We start from the raw sequence: 15927 nt of genomic DNA, 5'->3' as shown, positions 1-15927 counted from the left end.
GATCCATGATGATCCGGTTGTTATTCTTCGTTGTCCTGGTCCTGGTTCTCGGTTTCGGCTTTGCCTGGCTTGCAGATCGTCCCGGCGATTTGACACTGAATTGGGAAGGGCGTGAAATTGAAATGTCGCTGATGGCGGCGGTCACCATGATCGTTTCGCTGATTGCGGCCATCATGATCAGCTGGTGGTTGATCCGCACCATCATCTATTCGCCGCGCACGGTTGCCCGCTACTTCCGGGCCAACAAGCGTGATCGCGGCTATCAGGCCCTGTCCACAGGGCTGCTTGCAGCCGGTGCCGGTGACGCCGTCACCGCGCGCAAGATGAACAAGCGCACCAAGGGGCTGCTGAAGGCCGACCAGGAGCCGCTGATTCACCTGCTTGATGTCCAGGCGGCGCTGATCGAGGGTCACCACGAGGAAGCACGCAAGCTGTTCGAAGCCATGGCCGAGGATCCGGAGACAAAACTTCTCGGTCTGCGTGGACTCTACCTCGAGGCTCAGCGCCAGGGCGCTGACGAGGCTGCCCAGCATTATGCCGAAACCGCCGCCGAACAGGCGCCGCAGCTGCCTTGGGCGGGTGCGGCGGCGCTGTCCTACCGGACGCGGGAAGGCAAGTGGGATGAGGCATTGCAGCTGCTCGACCGCCAGCGCGAGGCTGGCACCATCGAGGCGGCTGCCGCAGACCGCACCAAGGCCGTTCTGCTGACTGCCCGGGCACGCGATCGTGTCGACAGCGATCCGTCCTCGGCGCGGGACGATGCGCTCAATGCATTGAAACTTGCGCCGGCGTTTGCGCCCGCGGCGGTTGTTGCGACCAAGGCGCTGCTGCGGCAGGACAATCTGCGCAAGGCCGCCAAGGTTCTGGAAGGTGCCTGGAAGGCCAGTCCGCACCCGGAACTCGCCGAAGCCTATGTGCGGGCACGGATGGGCGACACGGCCGCCGACCGGCTCAAGCGCGCCGAAAGGCTGGAAAAGCTCAAGCCGCTCAATCCTCAGTCCTTCGATGTGGTTGCAAGGGCCGCGCTGGAAGCACGACGCTATGATCTGGCGCGGGAAAAGGCGGAAGCCGCTGCACGGCTGCAGCCGAGCGAGGGCATCTATCTGCTGCTCGCTGATATCGAGGAAGCCGAAACCGGTGATCAGGGCCGTGTCCGCCACTGGCTCAGCCAGGCGGTGCGCGCACCGCGGGATCCGGCCTGGACAGCGGATGGCTATGTGTCGGAAACCTGGGAACCGGTGTCGCCGATAAGCGGCAAGCTCGATGCCTTCGAATGGAAGGTCCCGGTGGAGCAACTGGCAGGACCGAGCCTCGACAACGAGCCGCCGGCGCGCGCCTTTGACCAGGCGATGGCAAGTCTGCCGCCAGTCAGCGCGACCGCCAGCGAGGGTCAGCGCCGAGCGCCGGATGCCGACCCTGCTGCCGCCAAGCCGGAAGCACCGGCAGTATCGCAATCGTCTTCGGCCGGAAAGGACGAGAAACCGGGCAAGCCAGACAACCCTGCCGAACCCGAACCGAAGCAGGCAGTGATAATCGAAGCCGAAGCGGTTTCCGATACAAGGACGTCTCCGGTTGATGCGACAAAGCCTGTGCCTGTTCCTGCCGCGAAGGACGCTGAAGCGGATACCAATTCAAGTGCGAAGACCGGTTCGGTGCCGGGCAAGACCGAGGAGATGAAAAGCGTCGCTTCGGCGGGCCCGGACCGGGCGGCTGAGGCTGCCACGGATGAACCGAAGCCGGAGAAGGAGAAGCTGGAACAGAAGCCTGCCAAACCTGATCCCGAGGCAGAGGCCCGGGCAAGGGAAGAGGCCTTTCTGACCCATCGACCCGATGATCCCGGGATTGATGTTAACGCCGAACCTGAGAAGCCGGGCCGGTTCCGGCTGTTCTGATTTGGCCTTGAAGAGGAAAATGAATGCTTGATCAGATACGTGCCTTTCTGGGTGGTCTGCGTGATGAAGGGCGAACAAAGCCTGATGCGAACAACCCCGACGTGGCCGCGGTGGCCCTGTTCTTCCACGTTATCGGGGCGGACGGGGTTGTCGATGACGTCGAGTCCGACAAGCTCAAGGCGCTGATCATCCAGGAATACGGTGTGAGTGGCGCGGATCTGCGGGAGCTGATCGAAGCCGGTGAGGAAGCGGACCGCGAGGCGGTGGACCTCTATCAGTTCACCAGCATCCTCAACCGCTCGCTGGAACCCGAAGCGAAGATTCGTTTCATCGAGCTTTTGTGGAACCTCGCCTATGCGGACGGATACCGGCATGAACTGGAAGACCACGTGGTCTGGCGGATCGCCGACCTGATGGGGGTGTCGAACCGGGACCGGGTGCTTGCGCGCCAGCGGGCCCTTGCCGCCGCGGGGATTGATGACGGAGAGGCCGCCGGTGACGGCAGCTAGAGGGCGACCGGTTGCCGGTTTCCGGCCCGGGTCCAGGTCGGGCTGTATCCTGATCATCCTGCACCAGGAAAGCTCGAGTTCCGGCCGTGTCGGGCACCTGCTGTCGCTGATGGGGTACGCCGCCGACATTCGGCGTCCGGTGCTGGGCGATCCGCTGCCCACCACGCTTGACGCGCATGCGGGGGTGGTGGTGTTCGGCGGGCCGATGAGCGCCAATGATGCCGACGAGGGCATCCACCGCGAAACCCGCTTCATGGATATAGTGTTGAAATCCGGCAAGCCCTATCTCGGAATCTGCCTTGGTGCACAGATCCTGGTCAATCATCTTGGCGGCCGGGTGGCCGGACGAGAGGATGGCGCCGTGGAAATCGGCTGGTACGGGCTGGAAGCGACACCGGCTGGCCGGGAAATGATGGACTGGCCATCCATGGTCTACCAGTTCCACCGCGAGGGCTTCGACCTGCCGCGGGGCGCGGAACTGCTGGCGACCGCCGATGTCTACCCCAATCAGGCGTTCCGATATGGCGCCAATGCCTGGGCGATCCAGTTCCACGCGGAGCTGACGCTGGCGATGATGCACCGCTGGGCGGTCCGCGGCGCGCATCGTTTCGTCCTCCCCGGCGCCCAGCAGGGGCGTGAGCACCTGGCGGGACGGCTGGTGCACGACGCGGCGCTGCTGGAATGGCTCAAGCAGTTCCTGGACCGGATTTTTCCTGCCGTTCCAAATCAGCCTTGAGCGCTGCCCGGCTCTCTTCGGCGTCACGGTCGAGCGACTGGATCTGGCGCAGCTGCGGGAAGCCGATGCTCCAGGCAAGTGCCACGGCGAGCGTTCCTGCGCCACCGATGACCACTGCAGCAATCGGACCGATCAACGACGCCATGACGCCGGCGCGGAATTCGCCGAGTTCGTTGGAGGCGCCGATGAAGACCATGTTGACCGCGCTGACGCGGCCGCGCAGATCATCCGGCGTCCACAGTTGCACCAGGCTCTGGCGGACATAGACCGAAATCATATCGGACGCACCCATGACGATCAGCGCGACCATGGTCAGCGGCAGGGATTTCGACAGGCCGAACACCACCGTTGCGGCGCCGAACACACCGACGGCAATGAACATGGCGCGCCCGGCATGCCTGCGGATTGGTCGTGACGCCAGATAGATCGCCATGCCGATGGCGCCGATACCGGGGCTGGCGCGCAACAGGCCGAGACCCCAGGGCCCGAGATCAAGCACGTCGCGGGCAAAAACCGGCATCAGGGCGATGGCGCCGCCCAGCAGAACGGCGAACATGTCGAGAGAGATGGCACCCAGAACGATCTTCTGGTTGCGGACATAGCTGAAGCCTGCCACCAGCGTCTTCCAGCTCTGGCCCTCGCCGCGCGAGCGCTGCAACGGTGGCGGCACCAGCGCGATGGCGATGATAGCCGTGGCGAAGAAGAAGCAGGCGGTCAGGTAGGGCACGGTTGCGCCCAGGCCGTAGAGCAGGCCGCCGGCGACCGGGCCGACGATGGTGGCGGTCTGCCAGGAGGTCGAGTTCCAGGCAATCGCATTTGGCAGGTCTTTTGCCGGCACAAGGTTGGGCGCAAGTGACTGCGAGGCGGGCGCGAAAAACGCCCGCGAAATGCCTATCACCAGCAGCACAGCAAAGATCGGCAATGGAGATACGAGGCCGCGCCAGGCGAAAAACACCAGTGCCAGCGCCGAAAACCCGATGATGATTTCGCAGATCAGCATGATGGTGCGGCGGCCGTAGCGGTCAGCGGCAGCACCGGTAAACAGGATCAGCACCAGCGCCGGGAGAAACTGGATCAGGCCGACCAGGCCGAGATCGAAGGGATCGCGGGTCAGATCGTAGATCTGCCAGCCGACCGAGACGCTGATGATCTGCAGACCGAATGTCGACAGGAAACGGGCTGCGAAATAGAGCGTGAAAGCGCGATGGCGAAAGGCGGCGTATCTGTCGTCCGACAGGGCTGGAGCTTGCATTGTGTCTGTCCGGTTTGAGCTGGCTGAGCTATACACGAGCAACCGGTTCGTGCCACCGTCTTGTGCCCCCGTCTCTTGAGTGGCCGGTCCGGCCTTAACCGTGCCGGATCATAGGCACCGCCGCGCCCTTGCCGCTCGGGCTTGGAGTGTCTACATGTCGGTCACGCGAAGAACAGCCGGAGAACCTCATGATTGCAGTCTTTTCAACCATCGACATGGTGCTGGGCCTCTACACCTGGATCATCATCGCCAGCGCCATCTTCTCCTGGCTCTACGCTTTCAACGTGATCAACGCCAACAACCGCTTCGTCGGCATGATCGGCGAGTTTCTCTACAAGGCCACCGAACCTGCTCTGAGACCGATCCGCCGCATCATGCCGGATCTTGGCGGGCTTGATATCTCGCCAATCGTGTTGCTGATCGCGATCTTCTTCGTGCGCACCTTCATCGCGACCTCGATCGCGCCGATGTTCTTCTGAGCAACTGGTACCGGCCCGGCGAGACGTGGGTAGACCTGTCGGTGCGATTGACGCCGGCGGCTTCGGTCGACCGGATCGACGGCCTGATCGAGGATGCGGCCGGCGTGGTTCGGCTCAAGGCCCGGGTCCGGGCGGTGGCGGAGAACAACAAGGCCAACCGCGCGGTTGAAAAACTGATCGCCAAGCATCTGAAAATCGGCAAGACCGCGGTAGGGGTCGTCGCGGGGGAAACGAGCCGGTCAAAGACCATCCGCATCAGTGCGGACCCGGACGCGATCATCGAACAGATCCAGGCACTGAGCGGCTGAAACGGATCGCGCCACCCATCCGGTGGACGGGTGGCGCAAAGCTCTGTCAATCTTGAATGGGACCAGACCCGGCATCTGAACCGGGTGCCGGTCGGTGCGGAGGATCAGCCCTTGGCCTTGGCCCGGTCAATCGCTTCCGAAATCAGCTGGCGGGCGACTTCGGCATCGCGCCAGCCGCCGATCTTGACCCATTTTCCGGGTTCGAGATCCTTGTAGTGCTCGAAGAAGTGCTCGATCTGCTGCAGCGTGATGTCCGGCATGTCGGTGTAGTCGTTGACACCTTCATAGCGCTTGGTGAGATGCGTCGACGGGACGGCGATGATCTTCTCGTCCTGACCGGCATTGTCTTCCATGATCAGAACACCGATCGGACGGACATTGATGACGCAACCGGGAATCAGCGGCCTCGTATTGCAGACCAGAACGTCGATCGGGTCACCGTCGTCGGACAGTGTGTGGGGCACGAAACCGTAATTGCCCGGATAGGTCATCGGTGTGTAGAGAAAGCGGTCGACAACCAGGGTGCCTGCTTCCTTGTCCATCTCGTACTTGATCGGCTGGCCGCCAACCGGCACCTCGATGATCACGTTGACGTCGTGTGGCGGCTTGTCGCCGATGCTGATGGCGTCTATGCGCATGATCGCTCCAATGCGGATATGTGGTGCATGCCGTGCCCGGGTGGGAGGTGAGCTGAACGGGCATGCTTCAATTCGGGGCCCGTCGCATCCCTGCGCCAACCTGGATCAGGCAAAGGCGCGCGGCTTCGGACGGCTCCGGAATTAAAGCCAAAGCCGGTCCGGTGCAACAGGACTTTTGGAGTGTTTGGCCCTCAGACCGGCTTCAGGACCAGACGAAGGCCAGTTTCTTGAGGCTCTTTCCGTCGAATGTCTCGTGGCCTTCGGCCACGTCGCGGCCGCCCTGGAAGCGATAGAACTCGACGGCGGCGTGATTGTCTTCCAGACACCAGACAACGACGCCCTTGCAGCCAAGCGAATCCAGCAGCTGGCGGGCTTCGGTGAAGAGGCGCTTGCCCAGGCCCACACCCTGGAATTCGGGCTTGAGATAGAGCTCGTAGATCTCGCCTTCCTGAGGCAGCGAGCGCGCGCGGTTGAGCCCGAGTGTGGCGTAACCGGCCACCGTGCCGCCGACATCGAGCACCAGGATGGATGTGGAACCGCGCACGGCGCGCTGCCACCAACCGATATCGCGGCGCTCCAGCATGTGGCGCAGTGCCTTGTAGGGCAGGATGCCGGAATAGGCATGGCTCCAGGCCGCGCGATGGGTGGCCGCGATGGCGACTGCATCTTCGGGCTCGGCATGCCGGATGTCGATTGTTAACGTGCTCATGCGCTCACACTACCGTTCATGGTGTGTCCGAAGAAGGTACAGACGATCTGCTCCGGTCTTAGCCCACAGCATTGTTTTGTGGACGGCGTGAGTTGAGTTAACCGTTTGTTAACGAAATATGCAAGAGCCGCCGCCACCCTGAGGCCAGTGTTTGTCCGGGCCGTTCAGATTGAGGCGAAGCGGTCGAGGCTCTTTTGCGTGGCTTCGAAGAACTGGCCGACCTGCAGACCGTCCACCAGCGCATGATGGACCTGGACGGCGACCGGGCAACTCCAGCGCCCATCCGATGCCTCGACGAATTTGCCCCAGGAGAAGCGCGGAATGCAGTCATCCGGTCCTGGAAGCGCGTTGTCGAGCGCGGTGAAATCGATCCACGGCAGGCAAGAGAGATAGGCAAGATCGAAGCGCTGGCCGGTGTTGGCGCCGAGATCGGCGCCCCTGGTGGTTTCCTCGATGATCGCCTTGCAGCTTTCATCGAAACTGTCCCAGTCCTCGATATAGGGAATGTAGGCGTAGCCGAATGTGTCGCCGGGACGCGGGACCGTGGCCGACAGCGAGATCTCGCCATATTCCAGCACGCGGTCACCCTCAAAGCGCATCTTCAAAGCCGGAACGGCATGCACGCCGGCGCCGATTGCATGGATGAAAGCCCGGTAGGGCGAGACGCCCTGCGGCTTGCCGCGGGTCATCAGCGCGGTGACATCGACACGGGCGGTTGTGGCGAAATGCGGCCGGTCATAGGTCCGGAACAGGTGGAACTGTCCGGCCCGTGACCAGGTCGCAAGATCGATTTCGCGTGCTGCTGATATACCGGATGCCATATCAGGCGGCGTTGGCGCCGGCCTTGCCGAAGCGCTTGCGGTCATTGGCGTCGAGATAACGCTTGCGCAGGCGGATCGACTTCGGCGTTACTTCCATCAGCTCGTCGTCCTGGATCCAGGACAGTGCGCGGTCCAGCGTCATGCGGATCGGCGGCGTCAGCTTGACGGCCTCATCCTTGCCGGCAGAGCGGATGTTGGTGAGCTGTTTGCCCTTGAGAACGTTCACTTCCAGATCATTGTCACGGGTATGAATGCCGATGATCATGCCCATGTAGACCTTGTCGCCAGGCTCGATGATCATCGGGCCACGGTCTTCGAGGTTGAACATCGCATAGGCAACGGCTTCGCCGGACTGGTTGGACAGCAGAACGCCGTTGTTGCGGCCGCCGATTTCGCCCTTGTAGGACTGGTAGTCATGGAACAGCCGGTTCATCACGGCGGTGCCGCGGGTGTCGGTCAGAAGCTCCGACTGGTAGCCGATCAGGCCGCGGGTCGGGGCATGGAAGACCAGACGCACGCGGTTGCCGCCCGACGGGCGCAGTTCGGTCATCTCTGCCTTGCGCTCGGACATCTTCTGCACGACGACGCCGGAATGCTCCTCGTCAACGTCGATGACGACCTCTTCGATCGGCTCCATCAGGGTGCCGCTTTCGTCCTTGTGCATGACGACGCGTGGACGCGACACGGCAAGCTCGAAGCCTTCGCGGCGCATGGTCTCGATGAGCACGGCGAGCTGCAGTTCGCCGCGGCCGGAGACGTAGAAGGAATCCTTGCCTTCCGACTCTTCGATCTTCAGCGCCACGTTGCCTTCGGCTTCCTTGAGCAGGCGGTCGCGGATGACGCGGCTTGTAACCTTGTCGCCCTCGGTGCCGGCCAGCGGCGAATCATTGACCAGGAAGGTCATGGTCACGGTCGGCGGGTCGATCGGCTGTGCGGTCAGTGGCTCGGTAACGGCAGGATCGCAGAAGGTGTCGGCGACGGTGCCCTTTGACAGGCCGGCAATGGCGACGATGTCGCCGGCATGGGCTTCCTCGACCGGCTGGCGCTCGAGGCCGCGGAACGCGAGGATCTTGGAGATGCGGCCGTTCTCGACCAGCTTGCCCTCGCCATTGAGCACCTTGACGGCCTGGTTCGGCTTGATCGAGCCGGAATGAATGCGGCCGGTGATGATACGGCCGAGGAACGGGTTGGCTTCAAGAATCGTACCGATCATGCGGAACGGGCCTTCGGCCACGGTGGGCTCCGGGCAGTGCTCAAGAACCAGATCGAACATCGGCTCGAGCGATCCGCCGTCTTCGGGGCGATCAGGGCCAGCCGACATCCAGCCATTGCGGCCCGAACCGTAGAGAATCGGGAAGTCGAGCTGTTCGTCGGTGGCGTCGAGTGCTGCAAACAGGTCGAAGACCTCGTTGATGACCTCGTCCACCCGGGCGTCGGGGCGGTCGATCTTGTTGATGGCGACGATCGGGCGCAGCCCGACCTTGAGCGCCTTGCCGACCACAAACTTGGTCTGCGGCATCGGGCCTTCGGCGGCGTCAACCAGCACGATGGCGCCGTCCACCATCGACAGGATACGCTCGACCTCGCCGCCGAAGTCGGCGTGGCCAGGGGTATCGACGATGTTGATGCGGTTGCCCTTCCATTCCACCGAGGTGGCCTTGGCGAGAATGGTGATGCCGCGCTCCTTCTCGATGTCGCCGGAATCCATGGCGCGTTCCTGAACGCGTTCGTTTTCGCGATAGACACCGGACTGCTTCAGGAGTTCGTCGACAAGCGTGGTCTTGCCATGGTCAACGTGGGCGATGATCGCAATATTGCGCAGGGACATGGGTCAGGTCTCATTCTGGAGAATACAAAAACGCCGGACCATGATCCGGCGCGGGCCGGCAAATGCCGGACTTTGCGCGGCTTATACAGGTTTTTTTGCGGTTGCGAAAGATATCTTTGCCGGACAGCCTTAATGGACCGAGAGAAGGGCACAAAGCGCAGTTCTTGAACATATCGTACCGGGATCGAAACAAGCAATGGGGCAGTACGGACCGGATCCAGGGTGATGGCCCAGAGCTCCTGGTCCTCGCGGTTCATCGGTTTGGGACATGTCGTGCGCCGTCGTCGATATCGGCCATTCGGTAAACCTGTCGCCGCGTTGGTGATGGTGGGTTGACGCTCTGTTTCCCGGCCGATGTTTTGCCGTTCGGCTGCCGTTTGCTATTGTTTTTGGATGAGTATGGAAGCGGGAGATCAAGATGCGCAAATTGCAGGCACAGGGAATCCATCACATCACGCTGGTGGGAGCGGACCGGCAGACCTCGATCGATTTCTGGGAAGGGGTGCTCGGCATGCCTTTTGTCTTCGAGCAACCCAATCTGGACAGTGCCTCTGAAAGCCACCTCTATTTCGACCCGGGTGATGGCCGGCTGATCACCATCTTCACCAGCGAGGACCGCAAGCCCGATCCAAAGCGGACCTCGACCGAGCCCGGCGCGGTGCATCACCTCGCCATCAACGTGTCGAAGGCGACCTTCTCGCAAGCCGTCGAGCGGCTGGATGAGCGCGGAATCAAGCACAGCGGCGTCAAGGACCGGGGCTTCATGGATTCGATCTATTTCACCGATCCGCTGGGCTTCCTGATCGAGCTTGCCGCCTACCGGTTCGAGCCGCCGGCCGGCGTAAGCTACGCCGAGGTCTTCGTCGAGGCGCACAAGATCCGGGTCGAACGCGGCGACTACAACATCGCCGAGATCCATCTCGCCGACGCGATCGAAGCGATCGTCACGCGCACCCAGCGCTCGCTGTCGGACGACCGGACGCCGAAAAAGGCCTACTGAGGGCTCCCGCGGCGCCGGAGCATTGGTGATCGGTCAGGCGAGCCCGCGTTTTTCCAGCATAGCCGTGGCATCGGGCATGCGGCCGCGGAACGCCTCGTAGAGATCGGCCGGATCGCGCGATCCGCCGGCTGAATAGATGTTGGCGCGCAGCTTCTCGGCCATGCCGGCGTCAAACGGATCGCCGGTTTCCTCGAAGGCCGCGAACGCGTCCGCATCGAGCACTTCCGACCACATGTAGGAGTAATAGCCGGCCGAATAGCCTTCGCCGGAGAACACATGCAGGAAATGCGGGCTGGCGTGACGCATGACGATCGCCTCGGGCATGCCGAGTTTCTTCAGGGTTTCAGCCTCGAATGTTGCCGGATCGGCCTTTTCACCTGCGGTGTGCCAGGCCATGTCGACCAGAGCGGAAGCGGTGAATTCGACCGCACCGAAGCCTGCATTGAAGGTCTGTGCCGCCAGCACCTTGTCGAGCAGCGCCCGTGGGATCGGCTCATTGGTCTTGTAGTGGCGGGCGTGCTTTTCGAGGATTTCGGGCACTGTCAGCCAGTGCTCGTAGAGCTGCGATGGCAGTTCGACGAAGTCGCGGCTGACAGAGGTGCCCGAAAGTGACGGATAGGTCACGTCCGAGAGCATGCCGTGCAGGGCGTGGCCGAACTCGTGAAACAGGGTGCGTGCGTCATCAAGCGACAGCAGCGCCTTTTGACCGGCCGCCGGCTTGGCGAAGTTCATCACGTTGGTGATGATCGGCTTTTCGCCCTTCGAGCCGTCGGGCATATCGAGCTTGTGCTGGCTGCGCATGCCGCTCATCCAGGCGCCGGAGCGCTTGGAGGGGCGGGCAAAGTAATCGGCGATGAAGGTGGCAATGATGTCCCCGGCGGAATCGCGGACCTCGAAGACGCGGGCATCAGGGTGCGGGCCGCGAATGTCCTTGCGTTCGGTCATGGTGATGCCAAAGAGCCGGTTTGCAACGTCGAAACAGGCCTCGATCATCTGGTCGAGCGGGAAATAGGGCTTGAGTTCGGCAGCGGAGAAGTCAAAGCGGCGGGACTTGAGCTTTTCGGCGTAGTGACGCCAGTCCCAGGCCGCGACGTCATGGTTGCCCCCCTCTTCCACAATCAGCTTGGCCAGCTCACTGCGATCGTCATCGGCACGCTCGACGGCACGCGCCCAGACGTCGCCGAGCAGCGCTTCCACGGCATCCGGGGTCTTGGCCATGGTGTCGTCGAGCTTGTAGGCGGCGTAGCTTTCATACCCCAGGAGGCTGGCCTTTTCCGCGCGCAGCGCGATGATCTCGGAGATCAGCGCGGCATTGTCGGTCTCCCCGCCATTGGCGCCGCGGGCAATCCAGGCCCTGAAGGCGGTTTCGCGCAGGTCCCGCCTCTCGCTGGATGTGAGGAACGGCTCGATGATCGACCGTGAGAGGGTCACGGCATATTTGCCCTTGTGACCGAGGTCCTCGGCAACGGCTGCCATGGCGGCGCGCAGATCGTCGGACAGACCGTCGAGATCGGCGCCGTCATCGAGCAGCATGAGCCAGTCCTTCTCGTCGGCCAGCACGTTCTGGCCGAAACGGGCGCCGAGACCGGCCAGCGTCTCGCCGACTTCGGCCAGGCGCTTCTGTCCGGCCTCATCGAGGCCTGCGCCGGACTTGATGAAGGATTTCCAGACCCGCTCAAGCAGGCGATCCTGCTCCGGCGTCAGGCCCAGCTGTTCGCGTTGCCGGTAGAGGCTGTCGATGCGCTCGAACAGGGCGCGATTCATGGCGATCTTCGAGTAATGCCGCGACATGCGCGGCGCGATTTCGCGCTCGAGCGCCTGGATCACATCGTTGGTGTCGGTTCCGGCCCGGTTCCAGAACAGCGAGGAGACCCTCGACAGCTTGTCGCCCGCAAGCTCCAGCGCCACCAGCGTATTGTTGAAATCGGGCGCTTCCGCGTTTCCGGCGATGGCCTCGATTTCCGCATCGTGCTCGGCGAGGGCAATCTCGAAGGCGGGGGCGAAATCCGCAACGGCGATTTTGTCGAATTCGGGCAGGCCGAGGGGGGCGTTCCAGTCAAAAACGGGGGATGCGGATGCGGTCATGAAAGGCTCCTTGTCATGCTGCCCCATGTAGGCTCGCAGGACGTGTTGGACAAGGCGTCGCGGCGTGCGGGGAACGCAGTACGGACATGAAAAGGGCGGAGCCATCGCTGGCCCCGCCCTTTTCTTGAAATATCTGCCGGATCAGTTCTTGCGGTCGCGCGCAGCCAGGGTTCGCAGGCGAAGCGCGTTCAAACGGATGAAGCCTTCCGCATCCTTCTGGTCATAGGCGCCGCGGTCGTCCTCGAAGGTGACGAGCGCATCGGAATAGAGCGACTTGTCGCTTTCGCGGCCGGTGACCATCACATTGCCCTTGTAGAGCTTGAGCGTGACTTCGCCTTCGACATGCTTCTGGCTCTGGTCGATCGCCGCCTGCAGCATCTCGCGCTCGGGCGAGAACCAGAAGCCGAAATAGATCAGCTCCGCGTAGCGCGGCATCAGCTCGTCCTTGAGATGGGCAGCGCCGCGGTCGAGCGTGATCGATTCCATCGCCCGATGGGCGGTGAGCAGGATGGTGCCGCCGGGAGTCTCGTAGACGCCGCGCGACTTCATGCCGACAAAGCGGTTTTCGACCAGGTCGAGCCGGCCGATGCCGTTGTCGCGGCCGTAATTGTTGAGTTCGGCGAGAATGGTCGCCGGGCTCATGCGGACGCCGTTGATGGAAACTGCGTCGCCCTTCTCGAAGCCGATCTTGATGATGGTGGCCTTGTCGGGGGCGGATTCCGGCGAAATCGTGCGCATATGCACGTATTCGGGCGCTTCGACGGCCGGATCTTCCAGCACCTTGCCCTCCGAGGAGGAATGCAGCAGGTTGGCGTCGACCGAGAACGGGGCTTCGCCCATCTTGTCCTTGGCGACCGGGATCTGGTGCGCCTCGGCAAACTTGATCAGGTCGGTGCGGCTCTTGAACGACCAGTCGCGCCAGGGCGCGATGATCTTGATATCCGGGTTGAGCGCGTATGCCGAGAGCTCGAAGCGGATCTGGTCATTGCCCTTGCCGGTGGCGCCGTGGGCAATCGCATCGGCGCCGGTCTCGCGGGCGATTTCCACCAGCCGCTTGGAGATCAGCGGGCGGGCAATCGAGGTGCCGAGCAGATAGACGCCTTCATAGACGGCATTGGCGCGGAACATCGGGAAAACGAAGTCGCGGACAAATTCCTCACGGACATCCTCGATGTAGATGTTCTTGTCGGGGATGCCGAGCATCTCGGCCTTCTTGCGCGCCGGCTCGAGCTCTTCGCCCTGGCCGAGGTCGGCGGTGAAGGTGACGACTTCTGCGCCGAATTCGGTCTGCAGCCATTTGAGAATGATCGAGGTGTCGAGGCCGCCCGAATAGGCGAGAACGACTTTCTTGACGTCCTTGTGCGATGCCATGATTGTAGTCTTTCCGGTTTGAAGCCCTGGCCCGTGCGGGCCCGCGAATTTGGCGGCACTTTTAGCGGGTTTGCGGCGCCATGCAAGGGTCAAGCGGCATTGCAAGCGGAGGTTCAGGCGGCAATTGGTTTGACGGGCCGCCGCCGCACAGCCTATCCCTCTAACCCGGAGTGATGGAACGGGAGGACGGAAATGGCTGGTTTTCACTCGGTGATGGACAGGGGCAAGGTTGCGGTGGTCACCGGGGCCGCCTCCGGCATCGGCCTCGCCGCGGCCAAGTGCCTTGCCGGCCGCGGCATGCGCGTGGTTCTGGCCGACAGCGACAGTTCCAGGCTGGTTGAAGCCCGGAAGGCGGTTGAAAGCGCGGCTTCCGGCCCGGCCACGGATATCGTTTCGGTGACAACCGATGTCGGCGATCTCGCGGCGGTGGAAGAGCTGGAAAGGACCGTGATCGAACGGTTCGGGCGGGTGCATCTTCTGATGAACAATGCCGGCATTCAGCCCGGCAGCAGCCTGTTCGGGCCCCAGGCTAACTGGGACAGGGTACTCAATGTCAATCTGATGGGGGTGATCCATGGCAGCCGGGCGTTCGGACCGAAGATGATTGCCCATGGCGAACCGGCGATGATCATCAATACCGGCTCCAAGCAGGGCATCACCACGCCGCCGGGTGATCCCGCCTACAATGTCGCCAAGGCCGGCGTTAAGGCCTTTACCGAGGCGTTGCAGCATGAACTGCGCAACACGGCCGATTGCCGGGTCAGCGCACATCTGCTGATCCCGGGCTTTGTCTACACGCCTTTGACGGCACGGGGCCGGGCCGAAAAACCGGATGCCGCCTGGACCGCGGAGCAGACGGTCGATTTCATGATGGAGAGCCTGGAGAAGGGCGATTTCTACATTCTGTGCCCGGACAATGATGTCGAGCGCGCAACCGACGAGAAGCGCATTGCCTGGACGGCTGGCGACATCATCGAAAACCGGCCGCCGCTGTCGCGCTGGCATCCGGACTGGACGGAGAGATTCAAGGCCTTCCTCAAGCAGTAGTCCGGCACCGGCGGGTTTGTGGACCATCATCGAAAACTGGCAATTGGCAGGTCCGTGAATCAGGCCTAAAGGTAGCCTTCCGCCGATCAGGATCACCCACATGTTCACCGACTTCATTCCCGGACTGCCCGTCCTCGCCGCGTTCAGCCTCGCCGTGCTTCTGCTGGCGATCACGCCCGGGCCAGACATGACGCTCTGGATGAGCCGGGCCATTCGGGACGGGCGTGCCATCGGCATGATGGCGATGCTTGGCACCAATCTCGGGATCGTCATTCACACGCTGCTGGTGGCCTTCGGCGTCTCGGCGCTGATCGTCGCCTCGCCGATGGCGTTCCTGGTGCTGAAGACAGGCGGCGCCGGTTATCTGCTATGGCTCGCCATTCAGGCGGTGCGCAACCGTTCGGTGCTTGCCGTCAAGGCCAAGGGCAAGAGCGATGCGTCCTACTTCAAGGCGTTCCTCAACGGTTTCTGGGTCAATCTGCTCAATCCCAAGGTCATCATCTTCTTCATGACCTTCCTGCCGCAATTTGTCCGGGTGAATGATCCGCACGTGACCGGCAAGCTGATCTTCCTGGGCTTGCTGTCCATCGTCATCGCCCTGCCGGTGGCGATCGTGGTGGTGCTCGGCGCGCACGGTCTGGCTGACTGGCTGAAGCGCAAGCCGCAGGTCATGCGCGCTGTGGATTACCTCTTCGCGGCGGTGTTTTCGGTGTTCGCGGTCAAGATCCTGCTGACCCAGAGCCGTTGATCAGCTTTCCGGATTGGGAACAACTGCTGCGGATTTTCCCCGCTCGCTCGGCAGCCAACGCCCGGCGCTGCGCCCGGTTAGAAGCCAGTAGATGCTGGCGCCGATGATGCCGCAGGCCATGTGGATCGCAATCATCCGGGCGGGGTCGATCGCCGCGCCGGTTGCGCCGCTGATTGCTGTTGCCATCGGAAAGGCCGTGGCCATCAGCGCAATCACCGCGCCGGCCAGTGCGTAACTGAGCCAGTCGCGGCGCCGCCAGAACTCGAATATGGCGATGACGGCAAAGGCGGGCAGCAATACGGCGCGGGCAAACAGGCTGGCGACGCCGAAGACGCCCACCACCAGGGTGACCGTCAGTTCGAGCTCGCTGAAGCGGCCGAAATCATCGGGCACGACCAGGCGTGCGAGAAAGGCATAGGCCAGGCCGGCCGCCAGGCATCCGGCGAAAAAGCCAAGCGTGATGGCAATCATCCGGATGAGAAGGCGTAGGATGTCGCTCATCCG

Annotated in this window: 15 protein-coding genes and 1 pseudogene; 8 read left to right on the top strand and 8 right to left on the bottom strand. The window is 62.7% G+C overall.

Annotation, left to right across the window (positions count from 1 at the left end):
• Positions 1-5: 5 nt before the first annotated feature.
• From GTW23_RS11205 to GTW23_RS11195, 3 genes and pseudogenes are all read left to right on the top strand, one after another.
• Positions 6-1520: pseudogene (locus tag GTW23_RS11205) on the top strand (heme biosynthesis HemY N-terminal domain-containing protein); the annotation flags it as partial.
• A gap of 395 nt (positions 1521-1915) precedes the next feature.
• Positions 1916-2401: a tellurite resistance TerB family protein gene (locus GTW23_RS11200; RefSeq protein ID WP_252915835.1), complete on the top strand. Its 486-nt coding sequence runs from the start codon at positions 1916-1918 to the stop codon at positions 2399-2401.
• On the top strand, positions 2388-3137 hold the full coding sequence (locus GTW23_RS11195) for a glutamine amidotransferase (RefSeq protein WP_252915833.1): 750 nt from the start codon (positions 2388-2390) through the stop codon (positions 3135-3137). Before GTW23_RS11200 ends, GTW23_RS11195 begins: the two co-directional genes overlap by 14 nt.
• Here GTW23_RS11195 and GTW23_RS11190 read toward each other — a convergent pair.
• Entirely contained in the window at positions 3088-4389 is a 1302-nt protein-coding gene (locus tag GTW23_RS11190; RefSeq protein ID WP_252915832.1) for an MFS transporter, read from the bottom strand. The genes GTW23_RS11195 and GTW23_RS11190 overlap by 50 nt on opposite strands.
• A 188-nt stretch (positions 4390-4577) precedes the next feature.
• Here GTW23_RS11190 and GTW23_RS11185 point away from each other — a divergent pair, with 188 nt between their 5' ends.
• On the top strand, positions 4578-4868 hold the full coding sequence (locus GTW23_RS11185) for a YggT family protein (protein ID WP_152011112.1): 291 nt from the start codon (positions 4578-4580) through the stop codon (positions 4866-4868).
• Between the two features lie 41 nt (positions 4869-4909).
• On the top strand, positions 4910-5176 hold the full coding sequence (locus GTW23_RS11180; protein ID WP_252915831.1) for a DUF167 family protein: 267 nt from the start codon (positions 4910-4912) through the stop codon (positions 5174-5176).
• Between the two features lie 104 nt (positions 5177-5280).
• On the opposite strand, the gene ppa is transcribed toward GTW23_RS11180, so the two are convergent.
• From ppa to typA, 4 genes are all read right to left on the bottom strand, one after another.
• The gene (gene ppa / locus GTW23_RS11175; RefSeq protein ID WP_252915830.1) at positions 5281-5814 is read right to left on the bottom strand and encodes an inorganic diphosphatase; all 534 of its coding nucleotides are present in this window, start codon (positions 5812-5814) and stop codon (positions 5281-5283) included.
• 202 nt (positions 5815-6016) lie between these two features.
• Entirely contained in the window at positions 6017-6523 is a 507-nt protein-coding gene (locus tag GTW23_RS11170) for a GNAT family N-acetyltransferase (protein WP_152011115.1), read from the bottom strand.
• 164 nt (positions 6524-6687) lie between these two features.
• Positions 6688-7344 (bottom strand): chloramphenicol acetyltransferase, encoded by a 657-nt coding sequence (locus GTW23_RS11165; protein WP_252915829.1) that lies wholly within the window; start codon positions 7342-7344, stop codon positions 6688-6690.
• Between the two features lies 1 nt (position 7345).
• A complete protein-coding gene (gene typA, locus GTW23_RS11160) occupies positions 7346-9172 on the bottom strand; it encodes a translational GTPase TypA (protein ID WP_152011116.1) in 1827 nt (608 codons plus the stop codon).
• Positions 9173-9590: 418 nt separating this feature from the next.
• Here typA and GTW23_RS11155 point away from each other — a divergent pair, with 418 nt between their 5' ends.
• Entirely contained in the window at positions 9591-10172 is a 582-nt protein-coding gene (locus tag GTW23_RS11155; RefSeq protein WP_152011117.1) for a VOC family protein, read from the top strand.
• Between the two features lie 33 nt (positions 10173-10205).
• Here the strand turns inward: GTW23_RS11155 and GTW23_RS11150 are convergent, their stop codons facing one another.
• Both GTW23_RS11150 and GTW23_RS11145 read right to left on the bottom strand, forming a co-directional pair.
• Positions 10206-12257, bottom strand: coding sequence for a M3 family metallopeptidase (locus tag GTW23_RS11150; protein WP_252915827.1), 2052 nt, complete (start codon positions 12255-12257; stop codon positions 10206-10208).
• A 141-nt stretch (positions 12258-12398) separates the two neighbouring features.
• Positions 12399-13628: an argininosuccinate synthase gene (locus GTW23_RS11145; RefSeq protein WP_252915826.1), complete on the bottom strand. Its 1230-nt coding sequence runs from the start codon at positions 13626-13628 to the stop codon at positions 12399-12401.
• Positions 13629-13820: 192 nt separating this feature from the next.
• Between GTW23_RS11145 and GTW23_RS11140 the strand changes: the two genes are divergently transcribed.
• Together GTW23_RS11140 and GTW23_RS11135 are read left to right on the top strand one after the other, a co-directional pair.
• A complete protein-coding gene (locus GTW23_RS11140; RefSeq protein ID WP_252915825.1) occupies positions 13821-14675 on the top strand; it encodes an SDR family NAD(P)-dependent oxidoreductase in 855 nt (284 codons plus the stop codon).
• Positions 14676-14775: 100 nt separating this feature from the next.
• Positions 14776-15423: a LysE family translocator gene (locus GTW23_RS11135; RefSeq protein WP_152011121.1), complete on the top strand. Its 648-nt coding sequence runs from the start codon at positions 14776-14778 to the stop codon at positions 15421-15423.
• Here GTW23_RS11135 and GTW23_RS11130 read toward each other — a convergent pair whose 3' ends face one another.
• Positions 15424-15924, bottom strand: coding sequence for a hypothetical protein (locus tag GTW23_RS11130; protein WP_252915823.1), 501 nt, complete (start codon positions 15922-15924; stop codon positions 15424-15426). It lies immediately after the preceding gene.
• Positions 15925-15927 lie beyond the last annotated feature (3 nt).

This window comes from Parahoeflea alexandrii, assembly GCF_024105735.1.
GTDB classification, from domain to species: domain Bacteria; phylum Pseudomonadota; class Alphaproteobacteria; order Rhizobiales; family Rhizobiaceae; genus Hoeflea; species Hoeflea alexandrii.
The sequence above is the reverse complement of the archived record's forward strand: the minus strand, read 5'-3'. Positions and strand labels throughout refer to the sequence as shown.